This is a genomic window from Pseudomonas sp. BP6 (assembly GCF_017875935.1).
In the GTDB taxonomy this organism is placed as follows: Bacteria; Pseudomonadota; Gammaproteobacteria; order Pseudomonadales; family Pseudomonadaceae; genus Aquipseudomonas; species Aquipseudomonas putida_Y.
On record NZ_JAGINI010000001.1, the window covers coordinates 4,843,163 to 4,861,198 of the forward strand.

The window sequence follows — 18,036 nt, forward strand, 5'->3', positions numbered from 1 at the left end:
TCGATCCTTAACGGCGGCCGCCGGTCTGCTTGAGGAAATTGGCGAACAGTTCGTGGCCCTGCTCGGTCAGGATCGACTCAGGGTGGAATTGCACCCCTTCGATATTCAGCGTCTTGTGGCGCAGGCCCATGATCTCATCGACCGAACCGTCAGCATGGGAGGTCCAGGCGGTAACTTCCAGGCAGTCGGGCAAGGTTTCACGCTTTACCACCAGCGAGTGGTAACGGGTCACGGTCAGCGGGTTGTTAAGGCTGGCGAACACGCCCAGGTCGCGGTGATATACCGGGCTGGTCTTGCCATGCATGACCTGGCGTGCACGAACAACGTCGCCGCCAAAGGCCTGCCCGATTGACTGCTGGCCCAGGCATACGCCAAGGATTGGCAACTTCCCGGCGAAATGCAGGATGGCCTCGATAGACACGCCTGCCTCACTTGGAGTGCACGGCCCCGGGGATACGACGATGCGCTCAGGGTTGAGGGCCTCGATCTGGGCGATTGTCATTTCGTCATTGCGAATGACCTTCACCTCGGCACCCAGCTCGCCAAGGTACTGAACGACGTTGTAAGTGAATGAGTCGTAATTGTCGATCATCAGTAACATGGTGTTAAACCTCTTGAATCTACTGACTTCATGATTCGAACCTTCCAGCACCAGCCACAGGCGCGGCTTTGCCACAACGGGCGGTAAACGAGAAGGCAAACGGGGACGGGCCGGGCGGGCCGGCAGGAGATAAAGTCAGGCGCGCCAACGCCAACGGGCGTGGGCCTTGATTACGCGCATCAAGAGTTTGCTGACGATCAACACAGGATAGGTCTCGCTCATACGTCCCGGCACAGTAGCCTACCGGGACGACGGGCGCAATATGCCTGTAAACACGGGGAAACGAATGGACTTGGGAGGGAAGCACGACGATTTGCTAAGGTCGATGGGGTTGTCCTGATAAAAACAAAGAAAAGGATGTTCCCTGATGCGAAAAGCCCCGTTATTGCGCTTTACCCTCGCTTCACTGGCCCTGGCCTGTAGCCAGGCGTTGGCCGGCCCTTCGCCCTATTCAACCCTCATCGTGTTTGGCGACAGCCTCGCCGATGCAGGGCAGTTTCCCGACCTGAGCGGCGGTACCCCAGGCGCGCGTTTCACCAACCGCGATGCCAACGGTAACTTCGCTCCGGTGTCACCGATGATCCTCGGTGGCCGCCTGGGCGTCGCGCCAGACGACCTTAACCCGTCGACATCCATAGGCATCCAGCCCGATGGTAATAACTGGGCAGTTGGTGGGTACACCACCCAACAGATCCTGGACTCGATCACGACAACGTCCGAGACCGTCATCCCACCAGGAAACCCCAATGCCGGGTTGGTGCTGCGCGAGCGCCCCGGCTACCTGGCCAACGGCCTGCGCGCCGACCCAAATGCCTTGTATTACCTGACAGGTGGCGGTAACGACTTCCTGCAGGGCCTGGTGAATAGCCCGGCCGACGCCGTAGTCGCCGGCGCCCGCCTGGCTGCCAGCGCCCAAGCCCTTCAGCAAGGAGGCGCGCGCTACATCATGGTCTGGCTGCTACCTGACCTCGGCCAAACGCCCAATTTCAGCGGCACGCCACAGCAAAACCCACTGTCACTGCTCTCCGCTGCGTTCAACCAGTCACTGATCAGCCAGCTAGGGCAGATCGATGCCCAGATCATTCCACTGAACATTCCTACGCTGTTGAGCGAGGCGCTGGCCAGCCCCAGTCAGTTCGGCCTGGCCAGCGACCAGAACCTGGTCGGCACCTGCTACAGCGGCGATAGCTGCGTGGAAAACCCGGTGTACGGGATCAACGGCACAACGCCAGACCCGACCAAACTGCTGTTCAACGACTCGGTCCACCCGACCATCGCGGGTCAGCAGCTGATTGCCGATTACGCCTACTCGATCCTCGCGGCACCCTGGGAACTGACCCTGCTACCGGAAATGGCCCACGCCAGCCTGCGGGCTCACCAGGATGAGTTGCGTAATCAGTGGCAGACGCCTTGGCAAGCAGTTGGCCAATGGCAAGCCTTTGTCGCCAGCGGCGCTCAGGACCTGGACTTCGACGGCCAGCACAGCGCGGCCAGCGGTGACGGCCGCGGCTACAACCTGACCGTGGGCGGCAGCTATCGCCTGAACGACGCCTGGCGCCTGGGCCTGGCCGGCGGTGCGTACCGGCAGAAGCTGGAAGCCGGTGAACAGGACTCGGACTACAAGCTGAACAGCTATATGGCCAGTGCCTTTGCCCAGTACCGCCAGGACCGCTGGTGGGCCGACGCGGCGCTAACCGCCGGGCACCTGGACTACAGCGACCTCAAGCGTACGTTCGCCCTGGGCGTGAATGACCGCAGTGAAAAAGGCGACACCGACGGCGAGGCCTGGGCATTGTCCGGGCGGCTGGGCTACAACCTGGCGGCCGACACCAGCAACTGGCAGTTGGCACCGTTCATCAGTGCCGACTATGCGCGGGTGAAGGTGGATGGCTACGACGAGAAGAGCGGGCGCTCGACGGCGCTTGGCTTCGATGACCAGGAGCGCACGTCACGCCGCCTGGGCGTGGGGCTGCTGGGCAGTGTGCAGGTACTGCCAGGTACCCGGCTTTTCGCCGAGGTGGCTCAGGAGCATGAGTTCGAGGACGACGAGCAGGATGTGACGATGCACCTGACCAGCTTGCCGGCAAATGACTTCACCCTGACCGGGTATACACCGCACAGCGACCTGACCCGGGCGAGCCTGGGCGTAACCCATGAACTGGTGGCGGGGGTGCATTTGCGCGGGAACTACAACTGGCGCAAGAGTGATGAGTTGACGCAGCAGGGCATTAGCGTGGGGGTTAGCGTGGACTTCTAAATTGCTGGGGGCCGCTTTGCGGCCCATTCGCGGGTAAACCCGCTCCTACGCCAGCCTCGTATGCCTGAGGCTTGCGCAACCCTTGTAGGAGCGGGTTTACCCGCGAATACGGTGGCGGCGGCAACGGTGAACGGCCGGTAGAAATTGGCCAGCAGGCCCGGCCCATTCGCGGGTGAACCCGCTCCTACGCCAGCCTCGTATGCCTGAGGCTTGCGCACCCTTGTAGGAGCGGGTTTACCCGCGAATACGGTGGCGGCGGCAACGGTGAACGGCAGGTAGAAATTGGCCAGCAGGCCCGGCCCATTCGCGGGTGAACCCGCTCCTACGACGGCCTCGTATGCCTGAGGCTTGCGCACCCTTGTAGGAGCGGGTTTACCCGCGAATACGGTGGCGGCGGCAACGGTGAACGGCCGGTAGAAATTGGCCAGCAGGGCCGGCCCTTTCGCGGGTAAACCCGCTCCTACGCCAGCCTCGTATGCCTGAGGCTTGCGCAACCCTTGTAGGAGCGGGTTTACCCGCGAATACGCTGGCGGCGACAACGGTGAACGGCCGGTAGAAATTGGCCAGCAGGGCCGGCCCTTTCGCGGGTAAACCCGCTCCTACGACGGCCTGGTATGCCTGAGGCTTGCGCAACCCTTGTAGGAGCGGGGTTGAACCGCGAATGGGCTGCGCAGCAGCCCCAATAAATTTATCTGGCAGAAGTCTGCTCGGCCAACGCCACCGCACGGAACATCGCCCGGCGCTTGTTGATGGTTTCTTCCCATTCCAGCGCCGGCACCGAGTCGGCAACGATGCCGCCACCGGCCTGCACATGCAACTCGCCGTCCTTGATCACTGCAGTACGAATGGCAATTGCGGTATCCATATTGCCGTTCCAGGCAAAATAGCCGACGGCGCCGCCGTAAACACCACGCTTGACCGGCTCCAGCTCGTCGATGATTTCCATCGCGCGGATCTTCGGCGCACCCGACAAGGTGCCAGCCGGCAGAATCGCCCGCAGTGCATCCATCGCCGTGAGGCCTTCACGCAACTGGCCAGTAACGTTGGAGACAATGTGCATCACGTTGGAGTAACGCTCGATCACCATCTTCTCGGTCAGGCGCACACTGCCGGTCGAAGACACACGGCCCACATCGTTGCGACCCAGATCGATCAGCATCAGGTGCTCGGCAATTTCCTTGTCGTCCGACAGCAGGTCGTCTTCCAGCGCCCGGTCCGCCTCCTCGGTCGCACCACGCGGGCGGGTACCGGCAATCGGGCGCACGGTGACCAGGTTGTCCTCGACACGTACCAACACCTCGGGCGAGCTGCCGACCACATGGAAGTCACCGAAGTTGAAGAAGTACATGTACGGCGTCGGGTTGAAACAGCGTAGCGCGCGGTACAGGTCGATAGGCGCAGCCTTGAAGTCGATCGACATGCGCTGCGACGGCACCACCTGCATACAGTCCCCGGCCAGGATGTATTCCTTGATACGACCGACGGCGTTTTCGTAATCCTCGCGGGTGTAGCTGGAGCGGAACTCCGGCTCGGTTGCCTGCGGGCCGCTAAGGTCCAGACCGCGGCGCGGGGTGATTGGCTGGCGCAAGGTTTCCAGCAAGCCTTGCAGGCGTGCCTGGCCCTGTTCGAAAGCCTGATCTTCAGCTGGGTCGACCAACACGATGGCGTGCATCTTGCCCGCCAGGTTGTCGAACACCACCACCGCGTCGGACACCATCAGCAGGATATCCGGTACGCCCAGCGGGTCCGGATTGGGACTGGCACCCAGGCGCTTTTCTACATAGCGCACACAGTCGTAGCCAAAGTAGCCGACCAGGCCGCCATTGAAGCGCGGCAGGCCGGGGATATCGGCAACTTTGTAGCGGTCCTTGAAGGTTTCAACGAATGCCAGCGGGTCTTCGACCTCACAGCTTTCCACCTCGACGCCATCCTGCAGGATGCTGACATGGTAGCCATGCACACGCATCACCGTGCGCGATGGTAAGCCGATCATCGAGTAACGGCCCCACTTCTCGCCGCCCTGCACCGATTCGAGCAGGTACGAGTTGGGCTGGTCAGCCAGTTTCAGGTAGATCGACAGCGGCGTGTCGAAGTCGGCCAAGGTTTCACAGGCCAAGGGAATACGGTTGTAGCCGGCAGCAGCCAGGCGCAGGAATTCTTCGCGGTTCATGAGTAGTCTCGTGGCAAGCAGCAATAGGTCAGGCAAACGGACGGGCCGGCACACGCCGGCAGGCTGAAGTCAGGCGCGCCAACGCCAACGGGCCAAGGCCTTGATGACTTTCATCCAGAATTTGCCAGTAACCGCCACGGTGGACTCTCTGTCTTGTGAGGCTTGAAGGTCCGCCAACGTTATCCCAGTGGCCGGGTCTGCGCAACCGGGCAGCAATGCGCGCAAGTCGTCGATTACCAGGCTGGGGGATTCATCGTCGATCGGCCTGCCATGGTTATAGCCGTAGGTCAGGCCCACGCATTGCACGCCAGCCGCCTTGGCCGCCTGCACGTCACTGCGCGAATCACCCACGAACAGGGATTGCTGCGGGGTAACACCGGCCATCTGCATGACGAACAGCAACGCCGCCGGGTCGGGCTTTTTCTGCGGCAAGGTGTCGCCACCAATGATCCAGCGGAAGAAATTGCCGATCTTCATCTGGTCCAGCAGCGGGCCAACGAAACGCTCAGGCTTGTTGGTAATCAGCGCCATTTCCACGCCCTGCTTGCGCAGCCAGCGCAGGGTGTCCCGTACGCCGGGGTAGACCACGGTCAGATCATGGCTTTCGGCATAAGCGTCCATGAACAACGCCAGCGCCTGTTCTGCCAGCGCATCGTCCACTTCGGCATGGTCGATGCCACCCGCCAACGCGCGGCGCACCAGCACCTGGGCGCCATTGCCAACCCAGTGGCGCACTGCCTCAAGGCCAGCAGGCGGGCGCCCCAGTTCGAGCAGCATACGGTCCACAGCCGCGGCCAGGTCAGGCACGGAATCGATCAGGGTACCGTCCAGATCGAACATTACCAACCTGGGCAGCGTCCCCGGGAACAGCTGCTCGAAGCCACTCATGAGCGGGCCAGGGCCAGTTCGGCACGCATCTTGGCGATGACTTCCCGGTAGTCCGGGGCGTTGAAGATCGCCGAGCCGGCCACGAAAGTGTCGGCGCCAGCGGCAGCGATCTCGCGGATGTTGTTGACGTTCACGCCACCATCGATCTCCAGACGGATATCACGGCCACTGGCGTCGATCAGCGCACGCGCTTCGCGCAGCTTGTCGAGAGTGCCGGGAATGAACTTCTGCCCGCCAAAGCCTGGGTTGACGCTCATCAGCAGCACCATGTCGATCTTGTCCATCACGTACTTCAGGGCGTCCAGGCTGGTGGCCGGGTTGAACACCAGGCCGGCCTTGCAGCCACCATCCTTGATCAGCTGAAGCGAACGGTCGATGTGCTGTGTGGCTTCAGGATGGAAGGTGATGTAGGTAGCACCCGCTTCGATAAAGTCGCCAATGATGCGGTCAACCGGGCTGACCATCAGGTGTACGTCGATCGGCGCAGTGACGCCGTACTTGCGCAGAGCGGTACAGACCATCGGACCGATGGTCAGGTTGGGGACATAATGATTGTCCATGACATCGAAGTGGACGATGTCTGCACCCGCAGCCAATACCTTGTCGACGTCCTCACCCAGGCGGGCAAAATCGGCAGAGAGAATGGAGGGGGCAATAGCGTAGGGCTGCATGGCGCACCTGTTGGCAGAGTCACGGTGGCGCGCATTGTAACTCAGGGAAAGCGATGAAGGCTGATTGGTATCAATTGGTGTCGACCAGCGCAACCTGTACCGGCCTCTTCGCGGCTTGAAGCCGGTCCTACCGGGCCCCCAGTACCCTGTAGGAGCGGCTCTAGCCGCGAAGAGGCCGGCACAGGCAACCCATCATCAAGCCGGCTGTTGAGTCCTCAACTTCTCACTACGCCCACGCAACCATTCCAGGGTGAGCAGCAACACCACCGAGAACGCAATCAGCAAGGTCGCCGCTGCGGCAATGGTTGGGCTCAGGTTCTCGCGGATACCGCTGAACATCTGCCGCGGCAGGGTTGCCTGCTCCGGCCCGGCGAGGAACAGCGTCACCACCACCTCGTCAAACGAGGTAGCGAAGGCAAACAGCGCTCCCGAGATGACACCGGGCGCGATCAGCGGCAGGGTCACCCGGCGGAAAGCCAGCAAAGGCGAGGCTCCCAGGCTGGCCGCTGCGCGCACCAGATTGTAGTTGAAGCCCTGCAGCGTCGCCGACACGGTAATGATGACGAACGGCACACCCAGTACCGCATGCACAAGAATCAGCGAGATGAAGCTGTTGCCCATGCCCAAAGGGGCGAAGAACAGGTAACTGGCCACCCCGATGATCACTACCGGCACCACCATCGGCGAGATCACCAACGCCATCACCAGCGACTTGCCGGGGAAATCGCCACGGGTCAGGCCGATGGCCGCCAAGGTGCCGAACACCATGGCCAGTACCGTGGCCGCCGGGGCAACGATGATGCTGTTCTTCAACGCCCGCATCCACTCGGCCGAGCCGAAGAAATCCTGATACCACTGCAGCGAGAAGCCCTGCAGCGGGTACACCAGGAAGCTGCCACTGTTGAACGACAGCGGCACGATCACCAGCACCGGCAAGATCAGGAACAGCAGGATCAAGCCACAGAGAATGCGCAGGCTGTAGTACCAGACCCGCTCCACGGGCGACATGTATGGGCTCAGCATGACAGGCTCCTCAGCTCAGGCGCAGGCGGCTGGCGCCGACCAGCCAGCTATAGATCAGGTACAACAGCACGGTCGCCAGCAGCAACAGCCCGCCCAGTGCGGTGGCCATGCCCCAGTTGATGCTGGTGTTGGTGTAGAAGGCGACGAAGTAGCTGACCATCTGGTCGTTGGGGCTACCCAGCAGCGCCGGGGTGATGTAGTAACCGATGGCCAGGATGAACACCAGCAGGCAACCGGCGCCAACACCGGCGTAGGTCTGCGGGAAATACACCCGCCAGAAACTGGCGAACGGGTGGCAGCCCAGCGAGATCGCCGCACGCATGTAGCTCGGGGAAATACCCTTCATCACGCTGTACAGCGGCAGGATCATGAACGGCAGCAGGATGTGCACCATCGAGATGTAAACGCCTGTGCGGTTGAACACCAGCTCCAGCGGCTGGTCGATGATGCCCATGGCCATCAGCGCGCCGTTGATCAGGCCGCCCGACTGCAGTAGCACGATCCAGGCCGCCACCCGCACCAGGATCGATGTCCAGAATGGCAACAGCACCAGAATCATCAGCAGGTTACTCTGCCGGGTCGGCAGGTTGGCCAGCAAGTAGGCCAGTGGGTAGGCCAGTACCAGGCAGATAGTGGTAATCACCACCCCCATCCACAGGGTACGTACAAAGATGTCCAGGTAAATGGCCTGGTCCGGAGTGGCCTTGGCCAGTTCTCCAAGGTCATCGATGCGGTGGTCCACCGAGGCCAGCAGGTAGAAAGAAGTCACCGAACTGGTATTGCGGCGTATCGCCTGCCAATAAGCCGGGTCGCCCCAACGCTCGTCGACAGCCTGCAACGCGTCTTTATAAGAGGCAGGCTCAGCCTTGAATGGCAGTGCACGGGCGGTCTTGGTCAACAAGCTGCGGTAGCCGGCCAGTTCCATGTTCAAGCGTTTGGAAAGGTCACCAAGGGTATGGTTCTTGCGCGCCACAGCCAAATCCTGGCTGAGCGCCTTGTAAACGTCCTCGCCAGGCAGGCTCTTGCCATCCCACTGGCTGACGACTTCCACCGTGCGCGGCAGGCCGCCGACCACTTCCGGGTTGCCGACGCTCTTGTACAGCAGCGCCGCAATCGGCACCAGAAACACCAGCAAAAGAAACAGCGCCAGCGGCGCGATCAACGCCTGCGCCTTCCAGCGGTTAACCCGCTCGGCGTGTTTGAGGCGCTGCTTGAGACTTGGATCTGCGCCTTCTTTGAGGGGCACTGCAATGGCCATGGCGAACTCCGCAATACAGGCTGAAATGGGGGCCGCTTTGCGGCCCCACACACTGGACGTTTACTTCTTCGCCGCCCAGGCGTTGAAGCGTTGCTCCAGCTGTTCGCTGTTGTCGGCCCAGAACGCCACGTCGATCTGCACCTGGTTGGCAATGTTCTCAGGCGTGGTCGGCATGTCTTTCTTCACTTCGTCCGACAGCAGGCTCACGGCCTTGGAGTTGGCCGGGCCATAGGCGATGTTCTCGGAGTAGATCTTCTGCTGCTCAGGCTTGACGCTGTAGGCGATGAACTTCTTCGCCTCTTCGACGTTCTTGGCACCCTTAGGGATCGCCCATGCATCAAAGTCGTAGATGCCGCCGTTCCACACCACCTTAAGGTTGCTCTCTTTCTGCACAGCGGCAATACGCCCGTTGTAGGCAGAACTCATGACCACGTCGCCAGAGGCCAGGAACTGTGGCGGCTGTGCACCCGCTTCCCACCACTGGATGCTGGGCTTGAGTTCGTCGAGTTTCTTGAAGGCGCGGTCCACACCCTCTTTGGTGCTTAGCACCTGATACACGTCCTTCGGTGCCACACCGTCGGCCATCAGGGCGAACTCCAGGGTGTACTTGGCGCCCTTGCGCAGGCCGCGCTTGCCAGGGAATTTCTTGGTGTCCCAGAAATCCGCCCAGCTGGTGGGTGCGGCCTTCAGCTTGTCAGCGTTGTAGGCCATGACCGTGGACCAAACGAAGAAACCTACGCCGCACGGCTGGATGGCGCCCTTCACATAATCAGACTCGTTACCGAACAGGGCCGGGTCAAGCTCTTCGAACATGCCCTCGTCGCAACCGCGCGCCAGCTCTGGCGACTCAACCTCGACCAGGTTCCACGACACACTCTTGGTGTCGACCATCGCCTTGACCTTGGCCATTTCGCCGTTGTATTCACCAGCGATAATCTTGCCATTACCCGCTTTTTCCCAGGGTTCGTAGAAGGCTTTGACCTGGGCAGCCTTGTTGGCGCCCCCGAACGAGATCACGGTGAGGTCTGCGGCCATGGCCTGGCCAGCGGTGAACAGCCCCAAAGCCAGGGCGGTCAGTTTCAACGGCTTGCGCATTATTATTCTCTCCACAGTACAGGGTTGGTGAAGCAATCCATCAATGGGCTTCGGCAATCGGATCGAGCGCGCGGGCGTGCTCCACCTCCCAGCCCAGCGGTACCACATCGCCCACGGCCAACGCCGGGTCGAGCTCGGCAATAGGCTGCTTCACGAAGAAGTCGCCTTTGCCGCAAACCTCCAGACGCACCCGCACGTGGTCGCCCAGGTAAATGAATTCGGCCACCCGGCCAGAGAACCGGTTGACGCAGCTTTCACTGTGGCCGTTCAGCCGCACGCGCTCCGGGCGTATCGACAGGGTCACCGGCTCGCCGGCCTGGCCGACATTCACCGCCAGCGCCTCGACCCGCTCGCCGCGAGGCAACTGCACCTGGCAACGTTTGCCATCGCTGGCCAGCAGCGTGCCGCTAATGCGGTTGTTCTCGCCGATGAAGTTGGCGACGAAGGTGTTGCAGGGCTCTTCGTACAGCGTGCGCGGGTCGGCGATCTGCTGGATTTCGCCCTGGTGGAACACCGCCACGCGGTCGGACATGGTCAGCGCTTCGCCCTGGTCGTGGGTCACGTACACCACGGTCACACCGAGGCGTTGGTGAATGTGCTTGATCTCCATCTGCATGTGTTCGCGCAGTTGCTTGTCCAGCGCGCCGAGTGGCTCGTCCATCAGCACCAGCTGCGGCTCGAACACCAGTGCCCGGGCCAGCGCCACACGCTGCTGCTGGCCGCCGGACAGCTGGCCCGGGTAGCGCTTGGCGAAAGCGTCGAGCTGGACCATGTTCAGCACACGCTTGACCCGCTCACTGATGTCGGTCTTGCTCAGGTTGCGCACGGTCAGCGGAAAAGCCAGGTTCTCGGCCACGGTCATGTGCGGAAATAGCGCGTAGTTCTGGAACACCATGCCGATATCACGCTTGTGCGGCGGCACGTTGTTGATCGAGCGCCCGCCAAGCTGGATTTCACCAGCGGTGGGGGTTTCGAAGCCCGCCAGCATCATCAGGCTGGTGGTTTTGCCGGAACCGGACGGGCCAAGCAGGGTGAGGAACTCGCCCTTGCGAATATCCAGGTTGAGGTCTTTGACGATCAGCGACTCGCCGTCGTAGCTCTTCTGCACACCACGGAAGCTGACCAGCGTTTCGCCGGTTGCAGCGTTCGACTTCGCCTCGCTCATGCCTGCACCTTCTTGTTGGATGACTGCGTAGGCAGAAGAGTAGAAGAGACGCAAGCGCCCGAAAATCGGGGGTACTGAGAGAATGCCATCATCCGGGTGGAAGATTTGTTGTAGGGATCGCCCTACAACGATGGCGGGATTGGAATGCCCTCCAAAGCAGTCCACCGAACCTGTGGGAGCGGGCATGCCCGCGAAGAGGCCGGTGCAACCATAGAAATCAACCGGCAAGGCCCTTTCGCGGGCACGCCCGCCCCCACAAGGGCCTCGACAGGTTCACCGATTGCGTATGTCGCAATCAGATCAGCTTGTGCTCCATGGCGTACTTCACCAGCTCCGCCAGCGAGTTCACTTTCAACTTCTGCATCAGGCGCGCCTTGTGAGTGCTGATGGTCTTGCTCGACAGCGCCAACTGCTGGGCAATGTCGTTGACGTTGGCGCCCTGGGCCAGGCGCTCGAACACCGAAAACTCCCGCTCCGAGAGCAGTGTGTGCAACGGCCGGGATTCGGTCAGGCCCACTTCGAACACCATGCGGTCGGCCAGCGACGGGTCGATATAACGCCCACCACCCGCCACCCGCCGAATCGCCGTCAGTAACAGCGCCGGATCACTGTCTTTGGTGGCATAGCCTGCCGCTCCGGCCTTCAGCGCCCGCGCCGCCATCTGTGCCTCATCGTGCATCGACAACATCAGGATCGCCGGCGCATCCTGCAACGCCCGGATACGCGGGATCGCCTCCAGACCGTTGACACCTGGCATCGAGATGTCCAGCAGTACCACCTCGCACGGTGTGTGGCGCAGGGTTTCGAGCAACTGCTCGCCGTTACCGGCCTCCCCCGCCACTTGCATGTCCTTGGCCAGGCCAATCAACTGTTTGATGCCTTCACGGACAATGGTGTGGTCTTCGGCCACCAGTACTCGAATCACGATTGCTCTCCTACTCCAACGGAATGGCCACGCTCAGGCTGGTGCCTTCACCCGGCTCACTGTCCAGCGCCATGTTCCCCCCCAGCATCAGCACCCGCTCGCGCACACCCACCAGGCCAAACGAGGTGGGCCGGGTCTGCTCGCGGCAAAAGCCTTGACCATCATCACTGACCGTCATGCGCAACTGTCCGCCCTCACGTACCAGTTCAATCTCCACGCTGTGCGCCTGGGCGTGACGCATCACATTGGTCAGCGCCTCCTGGAGGATACGAAACAGCCCGGTGGCCTTGGCATCACTCAATGCTGGCAGATTGTCGGGTACTTGCACCAGACAGGGGATTTGCGTACGTGCCTCGAAGCGCCGCGCCTGCCATTCGATGGCCGAGGCAATGCCGGCATCGAGGATCGGCGGACGCAAGGCAGTGGCGACATCGCGCACCAGCTGGAACAACTGGGCGATCAGGCGTTTCATGCTCGCCAGGCGTTCATTCAGTCCCGGGTCCAGTTCGGCATAGGCCAGCTCGCACATCGACACTTCCAGCTTGAGCACGGTCAGCATCTGCCCCAATTCATCATGCACTTCCCGGGCGATACGGGCTTTTTCTTCTTCACGCACGCTCTCCAGGTGGGCCGAGAGTTCGCGCAGCTGCTCCTGGGACTTCGCCAGCGCCAGCTCGGCCCGCTTGCCCTGTGTGATGTCCCAGACTACACCGTCCCACACCACCTGGCCGTTGCCCAGGCGCCGGGCGCTGGCCTTGATGTCGGCCCAGCGCTGTTCGCCCTGCCGGGTGAGAATGCGCCCCTGCCAGGACCAGTCCTGGTCGCTGACCAAAGCCAGGTCCTGCACCCGGTGGTAATCCGCACGGTCCTCGGGGTGTACCAGGTTGCGCAGCCCCATCTGTGGGTGCTGGATCTCGCTGGGTGCATAACCCACCAACGCCTCGCTACCCTCGCTGATATAGGGGAACTCCAGATCGCCCTCGGCCGGGTCACGCTCCAGGCGAAACACCAAACCAGGTACGTTGCCAGCAATGCCCTTCAACCGCGCCTCGCTTTCGCGCAGGGCCGCCAGGGCGCGGTGCCGTTCGGTGACATCGGCGAGGTAGACCACCAGATATTCGGAATCACGAAAGCGCAGAAAGCTCAGCGACAGCTCCACGGGTAGCAAGCTCTCATCAGCCCGCCGGCACTGCGTCTCAAACTGACCGACACCGCCCGCCCCCGTACGCGCGCCCTTCCACAGCTCTAGCCAGCGGTCCATGTTCAGGCTTGGCTCGAAGTCGCTCAGCGGCCGCTCCAGCAGTTCACCCTCGGTGTAGCCCAACATGCGCTCGGCGGCATGGTTGGCGTAACGCACATGGCTGTCCCAATTGACCCAGAGGATACCCACGGTGCTCTGATCGATGGCGAACTGGCTCAGGCGCAACGCCTCTTCACGCACCTGGCGCTCCACAAGGCTTTCCCGCGCGGCCAGCAGGCTGCGCTCCAGCTGGCGCTGCTGCCGGCGTTGCCACACCAGCGTGGCCAAGGCACACAGCAGCAACATACCGAACAGCAAGGCGATGTTCTGCCAGAAGCCAGGCGACTCGCTCAGGCGAGGGGTTTTCGGCTGCAACCAACGCTGATGCAGTTGTTCCAGCTCCTTGGCCGGCAGTGCCTGCAGGCCGCGTTCAAGTACATCGGCCAGCAGCGGCCAGTCGCGCCGCGAACCGATACGCAACAGCTGCGGCAGGCCAATATCGCCAACCACAGCCAGCTCACCGAACTCGCTCTCGCGCGACAGGCGGCTGAGCTGCGCTTCATCCAGCACGGCGAAGCTGGCCTGGCCACCGACCACCAGTTGCAAGGCCTCGCGCTCGTCGGGCACCCCCTGCAGGTTGAGGTTGCCGTAGTTGCCGCGCAGGTAATCCGCCAGGGGGCTGGGCATGCGCACCGCCACGCGTTGCTCGGCGTCAAGCTTTTCCAGCTCCACGGCCATGGCCCCGGTGCGCGGCCCCACCAGCAGTTGTGGCACGCGCATGTACGGGTCGCTGAATAGCCACAGGCGCAGACTGGCCGGCGTCTGGGTAAGGCCAGGGGCGAAGTCGATTTCGCCGCTCTGCAGGGCATGTTCCAAACCGGCCTGGTCACTGAAGTTACGCCAGGTGAGGTCCAGCCGCAGCGCCTGTGCCAGGCTGTTCACCAGTTCCACATTGGCCCCGTACAGTTGCTGCAGACGCCGGTCGAACTGGGCGTAGGGCGCCTGCAACACCAGGCCGACACGCAGGCTGCGGTGGGTGTCCAGCCACTGCTGCTGGTCAGGCTCCAGCGCCACAGAGGGCTGCGCCTCAGGCCTGGCCCAGACAATCAAGGGCAGCCACAAGCAGCCGATAACCAACAGGCGACGCACTCGCTTCATCTATACGCTCGACTTGGCAAAGACGGCCATGCAGCATGGCCGTCACGGGCAAATACTATTAGGCTGCCGGTTTCATTCTGGCCCTGGGTTGACTCATGTCCACACTTTATCGCACGACGCTGGCAGTGTGCTGCCTGGCCTCGGTCCTTCCACTCGGTGCCCTGGCCGCCGATGCCGAAAAATCACCTGCAAATACCGTGGCACCGGCGGCCGAGGCCCCACGGCCACCCTTGCTGGAACGCAGCCAGGAGGATGCCCTGGCGCTGGAACGGCTGCTGCCCAAGGCTGAGCAGCAGACCCTGCAGGCCGGTGCCGACAGCTTCCTGGCCCTGTGGAAGCCGGCCAACGACAACGATCCGCAAGGGGCAGTGATCATCGTCCCCGGTGCTGGCGAAACGGCCGACTGGCCAAATGCAGTCGGCCCACTGCGGCAAAAATTCCCTGATATCGGCTGGCACAGCCTGAGCGTCAGCCTGCCCGACCTGCTCGCAGACAGCCCGCAAGCGCGGGTCGAAGCCACACCACCTGTAGCGCCTGCACAAGACAAAGGCGAAAGCGCACCGGTCAAGGACGTACCGGCCGACGCCAACGCCAACGTGGCCCAAGCCACGGCAGCAGATGCCGACACGGCAGAAAGCACCGATGCCGAACAAGCCAGCGAGCAGTCCGACCCGGCAGATGCCGAACGCATCTTCGCCCGCCTGGATGCCGCCGTGGCGTTCGCCCAGCAACACAACGCCCGCAGCATCGTACTGATCGGCCATGGTAGCGGTGCATATTGGGCGGCGCGCTACCTGAGCGAGAAGCAGCCACCGCAGGTACAAAAACTGGTGATGGTCGCTGCTCAGACACCTGCACGGGTGGAGCATGACCTGGAAAGCCTGGCCCCAACCTTGAAGGTACCGACAGCCGATATCTACTACGCCACCCGCAGCGCTGACCGCAATGCAGCCCAGCAACGCCTGCAGGCCAGCAAGCGGCAGAAGGATAGCCAGTACCGCCAGTTGTCATTGATCGCCATGCCGGGAAACAAAGCGGCGGCACAAGAGCAATTGTTCCGCCGGGTGCGGGGGTGGATGAGCCCTCAGGGTTGAGCCCGGCTTGATCCTGGTGGGGGGGCCATCAAAGACCGCGCCGCTTGCGGATCATGGCATAGGCCTGGTGCAACTCACGGGTACGCGCGGTCGCTTCACGCACCTGTGCCTCGCTGGCACCGGTACCCGCCAGCTTGTCCGGGTGATGCCGGCTGACAAGCCGACGATAGGCCTGCTTGACCTTATCAGTGTCGGTATCTGTCTCCACCGCCAGCAAGCGCAACGCTGCCGCATAGGTCATGGGCGCGCTTTCTGCTCCCGTGGCCTTGCGCGGCTCGTACTCCAGCGACATGGCCTGCACCTGGCGTCGGCTCATGCCCAGCTTCTGCCCCCAGTCCAGCAGCAGCTCACGCTCCTTGTTGCCCATCTTGCCGTCAGCCCAGACCATGCGCCAACAGGCCCGCAAGGTGCCTTCCGCCGCGTGGGGCTGCTGACTGATGCGCCGCAGGTGCCCGCCAAGCCGGTCCTTGCCCGCCTTGCCGCGGTTGAACGCTTTGATGGCGCGCAGCCGAGCTGCCTCGGCCAAGTCCAGGCGCATCATCTCCTGACGCGCCTGCTGGATGTGCTGCTCAGCTACCCGGCCATCGCACTTGGCCAGGCGCCCGAGCATCACGAACAACAACTCGTCGTCACGTAATGCAGGGCGCCCACCCAGGCGCTCACGCATGTCTTCCCAGCCTTGCAAGCGCAGCCGGCGGTCAACGGCCTGCCCAAGCAACGCACCGAGCAAGGCACCCGGTATGCTCGCAACGGCAAAGCCGGCACCCACACCAATCACTGTGCCTGGCCACCACATGTCAGACACGCTCGCCAATCAGAGACTCAGCCTCGGCCAGGCGCTCAAGCGTGCCAACATCCACCCAGTGCCCACGGTAGTGTTCGCCAGATACCCTGCCGGCCGCCATCGCCTGGCGCAGCAACGGTGCCAGCTTGAAGGCGCCCGCCTGGCAACCTTCGAACAGCGCCGGGTGCAGCACCGAAATGCCGCTGAAGGTCAGCGTGCCTGGCGCGTCATCGCCGTCAACGACCTGCTCGCCCACCAGGCGGAAGTCACCGCGGCCGTGATGGCCAGGGTTGTCGACCAGCACCAGGTGAGCCAGGCCTTGCAGGGGAGCCTGCAGACGCGCGAAGTCGTAGTCGGTCCAGACATCGCCATTCACCAGCAGGAACGGCGCATCACCCAGCAAAGGCAGGGCCTTGAAGATGCCGCCACCGGTTTCCAGCGGTTCACCTTCAGGTGAATAGCGGATGCTCAGGCCAAAGCGGCTACCGTCCCCCAAGTGCTCTTCGATCTGCTGGCCAAGCCACGCATGGTTGATCACCACTTCGGTCACGCCCGCTGCCGCCAGGGCGCGCAGGTGGTACTCGATCAGCGGCTGGCCGGCGACCGGGACCAACGGTTTTGGGGTGTGCAGGGTCAGCGGGCGCATACGCTCGCCCTTCCCCGCAGCCAGGATCATGGCCTTCATGCACGCGCTCCGGCCTGCAACTCGGCAATCAGCTCACCCAGCTCCGCCAATTCGGGCCGACGACCGATCACTTCATTTATATAGGCGAAGAAACGCGGCACGTCGCCCAGGTAACGCGGCTTGCCGTCGCGGTGGCAGATACGGGCGAAGATGCCGATCACCTTCAGGTGGCGCTGCACGCCCATCAGGTCACTGGCGCGGTGGAAGGCTTCGAACTCAGCGTGCACCGGGATGCCGGCCGCCTGCGCCTGCTGCCAGTAATCGCTCAGCCAGCCTTCGACCCGCGCCTGCGGCCAGCTGACAAAGGCGTCCTTGAACAGGCAGGTAATGTCGTAGGTGACCGGGCCGTATACCGCATCCTGAAAGTCCAGCACACCAGGGTTGGGGGTGCTCTGCATCAGGTTGCGCGGCATGTAGTCACGGTGTACCAGCACCTTGGGTTGCGCCAGGGCGCTGTCGATCAGCAACTGGCTGACGCGCTGCCAGATGGCCTTCTGTGCATCGGTGAGGGTCAGGCCCAGCTCACGCCCCACGTACCATTCGGGGAACAGTTCCACTTCACGGCGCAGCAGGGCGTCGTCGTAGCTGGGTAGCGGCGCGTCCATCGGCAAACGCTGGAACTTCAGAAGGGCATCGATGGCGTCGGCGAACAGGCCATCGGCGTTGTCGGCACTGATGATGTCAAGGTATGTCCGAGTGCCCAGATCCCCAAGCAGCAGAAAGCCGCGTTCCAGGTCCTGGGCGTGGATCAGCGGCACATGCACGTCAGCGCTGGCCAGCAGGTGGTCGATGGCGACGAACGGTCGGCAGTTCTCCTGCGGGGGGGGCGCATCCATGATCACGAAACTGTGGCCAGCGCCCTGCCAGCGGAAATAACGGCGGAAGCTGGCGTCGCTGCTGGCAGCGGTCAAGCTGCCTGCAGGCACCTCGCCCCAGGCGTTGTCACGGAAAAGATCATTGAGCTGCTCATCGAGCCAGACCGTCAGTTGTTGCAGGCGTACATCGTGTTCAGGCATTGCAAG

At 62.6% G+C, this 18,036-nt stretch carries 15 protein-coding genes; 2 read left to right on the forward strand and 13 right to left on the reverse strand.

The features are described from left to right. Window positions 1-7: 7 nt before the first annotated feature. On the reverse strand, window positions 8-601 hold the full coding sequence (locus J3A98_RS22045; RefSeq protein WP_209968350.1) for an aminodeoxychorismate/anthranilate synthase component II: 594 nt from the start codon (window positions 599-601) through the stop codon (window positions 8-10). A 367-nt stretch (window positions 602-968) separates the two neighbouring features. On the opposite strand from J3A98_RS22045, the gene estP reads away from it, so the two are divergent. Further along, window positions 969-2,858, forward strand: coding sequence for an esterase EstP (gene estP / locus J3A98_RS22050; RefSeq protein WP_209968353.1), 1,890 nt, complete (start codon window positions 969-971; stop codon window positions 2,856-2,858). A gap of 688 nt (window positions 2,859-3,546) precedes the next feature. On the opposite strand, the gene trpE is transcribed toward estP, so the two are convergent. The 9 genes from trpE to J3A98_RS22095 form a co-directional block, all read right to left on the reverse strand. Further along, window positions 3,547-5,028 (reverse strand): anthranilate synthase component I, encoded by a 1,482-nt coding sequence (gene trpE, locus J3A98_RS22055; RefSeq protein WP_176683490.1) that lies wholly within the window; start codon window positions 5,026-5,028, stop codon window positions 3,547-3,549. A gap of 69 nt (window positions 5,029-5,097) precedes the next feature. Further along, the gene (locus tag J3A98_RS22060) at window positions 5,098-5,916 is read right to left on the reverse strand and encodes a phosphoglycolate phosphatase (RefSeq protein ID WP_021782724.1); all 819 of its coding nucleotides are present in this window, start codon (window positions 5,914-5,916) and stop codon (window positions 5,098-5,100) included. Beyond that, on the reverse strand, window positions 5,913-6,587 hold the full coding sequence (gene rpe, locus J3A98_RS22065) for a ribulose-phosphate 3-epimerase (protein WP_209968358.1): 675 nt from the start codon (window positions 6,585-6,587) through the stop codon (window positions 5,913-5,915). The genes J3A98_RS22060 and rpe overlap by 4 nt, the downstream gene beginning before the upstream one ends. A 195-nt stretch (window positions 6,588-6,782) precedes the next feature. After that, on the reverse strand, window positions 6,783-7,610 hold the full coding sequence (locus J3A98_RS22070) for an ABC transporter permease (RefSeq protein ID WP_209968361.1): 828 nt from the start codon (window positions 7,608-7,610) through the stop codon (window positions 6,783-6,785). Window positions 7,611-7,620: 10 nt separating this feature from the next. After that, on the reverse strand, window positions 7,621-8,868 hold the full coding sequence (locus J3A98_RS22075; protein ID WP_209968364.1) for an ABC transporter permease: 1,248 nt from the start codon (window positions 8,866-8,868) through the stop codon (window positions 7,621-7,623). 60 nt (window positions 8,869-8,928) lie between these two features. Next, window positions 8,929-9,963 (reverse strand): ABC transporter substrate-binding protein, encoded by a 1,035-nt coding sequence (locus J3A98_RS22080; protein WP_176683495.1) that lies wholly within the window; start codon window positions 9,961-9,963, stop codon window positions 8,929-8,931. Window positions 9,964-10,003: 40 nt separating this feature from the next. Further along, window positions 10,004-11,128 (reverse strand): ABC transporter ATP-binding protein, encoded by a 1,125-nt coding sequence (locus J3A98_RS22085; RefSeq protein ID WP_003255547.1) that lies wholly within the window; start codon window positions 11,126-11,128, stop codon window positions 10,004-10,006. Between the two features lie 295 nt (window positions 11,129-11,423). Continuing rightward, the gene (locus J3A98_RS22090) at window positions 11,424-12,056 is read right to left on the reverse strand and encodes a response regulator transcription factor (RefSeq protein ID WP_176683647.1); all 633 of its coding nucleotides are present in this window, start codon (window positions 12,054-12,056) and stop codon (window positions 11,424-11,426) included. A gap of 7 nt (window positions 12,057-12,063) precedes the next feature. After that, window positions 12,064-14,451: a sensor histidine kinase gene (locus J3A98_RS22095; RefSeq protein WP_209968367.1), complete on the reverse strand. Its 2,388-nt coding sequence runs from the start codon at window positions 14,449-14,451 to the stop codon at window positions 12,064-12,066. A gap of 95 nt (window positions 14,452-14,546) precedes the next feature. On the opposite strand from J3A98_RS22095, the gene J3A98_RS22100 reads away from it, so the two are divergent. Then, window positions 14,547-15,545, forward strand: a complete 999-nt coding sequence (locus J3A98_RS22100) for an alpha/beta hydrolase family protein (protein ID WP_176683497.1) — start codon at window positions 14,547-14,549, stop codon at window positions 15,543-15,545. 28 nt (window positions 15,546-15,573) lie between these two features. Here J3A98_RS22100 and J3A98_RS22105 read toward each other — a convergent pair whose 3' ends face one another. Genes J3A98_RS22105 through J3A98_RS22115 form a run of 3 tightly spaced genes read right to left on the reverse strand, consistent with a single transcriptional unit; the run spans window position 15,574 to window position 18,030 of the window. Then, a complete protein-coding gene (locus J3A98_RS22105; protein WP_209969927.1) occupies window positions 15,574-16,341 on the reverse strand; it encodes a TerB family tellurite resistance protein in 768 nt (255 codons plus the stop codon). A gap of 1 nt (window position 16,342) precedes the next feature. Then, window positions 16,343-17,014: an N-acetylmuramate alpha-1-phosphate uridylyltransferase MurU gene (murU, locus tag J3A98_RS22110; protein ID WP_209968370.1), complete on the reverse strand. Its 672-nt coding sequence runs from the start codon at window positions 17,012-17,014 to the stop codon at window positions 16,343-16,345. After that, window positions 17,011-18,030 (reverse strand): phosphotransferase, encoded by a 1,020-nt coding sequence (locus tag J3A98_RS22115; RefSeq protein ID WP_209968373.1) that lies wholly within the window; start codon window positions 18,028-18,030, stop codon window positions 17,011-17,013. Before J3A98_RS22115 ends, murU begins: the two co-directional genes overlap by 4 nt. Window positions 18,031-18,036: the final 6 nt, after the last annotated feature.

Bases quoted from the DNA above. Each gene is read 5' to 3' on its own strand.
- J3A98_RS22045 (WP_209968350.1), bottom strand. From the start codon at position 601: ATGTTACTGATGATCGACAATTACGACTCATTCACTTACAACGTCGTT.
- estP (WP_209968353.1), top strand. From the start codon at position 969: ATGCGAAAAGCCCCGTTATTGCGCTTTACCCTCGCTTCACTGGCCCTG.
- trpE (WP_176683490.1), bottom strand. From the start codon at position 5,028: ATGAACCGCGAAGAATTCCTGCGCCTGGCTGCTGCCGGCTACAACCGT.
- J3A98_RS22060 (WP_021782724.1), bottom strand. From the start codon at position 5,916: ATGAGTGGCTTCGAGCAGCTGTTCCCGGGGACGCTGCCCAGGTTGGTA.
- rpe (WP_209968358.1), bottom strand. From the start codon at position 6,587: ATGCAGCCCTACGCTATTGCCCCCTCCATTCTCTCTGCCGATTTTGCC.
- J3A98_RS22070 (WP_209968361.1), bottom strand. From the start codon at position 7,610: ATGCTGAGCCCATACATGTCGCCCGTGGAGCGGGTCTGGTACTACAGC.
- J3A98_RS22075 (WP_209968364.1), bottom strand. From the start codon at position 8,868: ATGGCCATTGCAGTGCCCCTCAAAGAAGGCGCAGATCCAAGTCTCAAG.
- J3A98_RS22080 (WP_176683495.1), bottom strand. From the start codon at position 9,963: ATGCGCAAGCCGTTGAAACTGACCGCCCTGGCTTTGGGGCTGTTCACC.
- J3A98_RS22085 (WP_003255547.1), bottom strand. From the start codon at position 11,128: ATGAGCGAGGCGAAGTCGAACGCTGCAACCGGCGAAACGCTGGTCAGC.
- J3A98_RS22095 (WP_209968367.1), bottom strand. From the start codon at position 14,451: ATGAAGCGAGTGCGTCGCCTGTTGGTTATCGGCTGCTTGTGGCTGCCC.
- J3A98_RS22100 (WP_176683497.1), top strand. From the start codon at position 14,547: ATGTCCACACTTTATCGCACGACGCTGGCAGTGTGCTGCCTGGCCTCG.
- J3A98_RS22105 (WP_209969927.1), bottom strand. From the start codon at position 16,341: ATGTGGTGGCCAGGCACAGTGATTGGTGTGGGTGCCGGCTTTGCCGTT.
- murU (WP_209968370.1), bottom strand. From the start codon at position 17,014: ATGAAGGCCATGATCCTGGCTGCGGGGAAGGGCGAGCGTATGCGCCCG.
- J3A98_RS22115 (WP_209968373.1), bottom strand. From the start codon at position 18,030: ATGCCTGAACACGATGTACGCCTGCAACAACTGACGGTCTGGCTCGAT.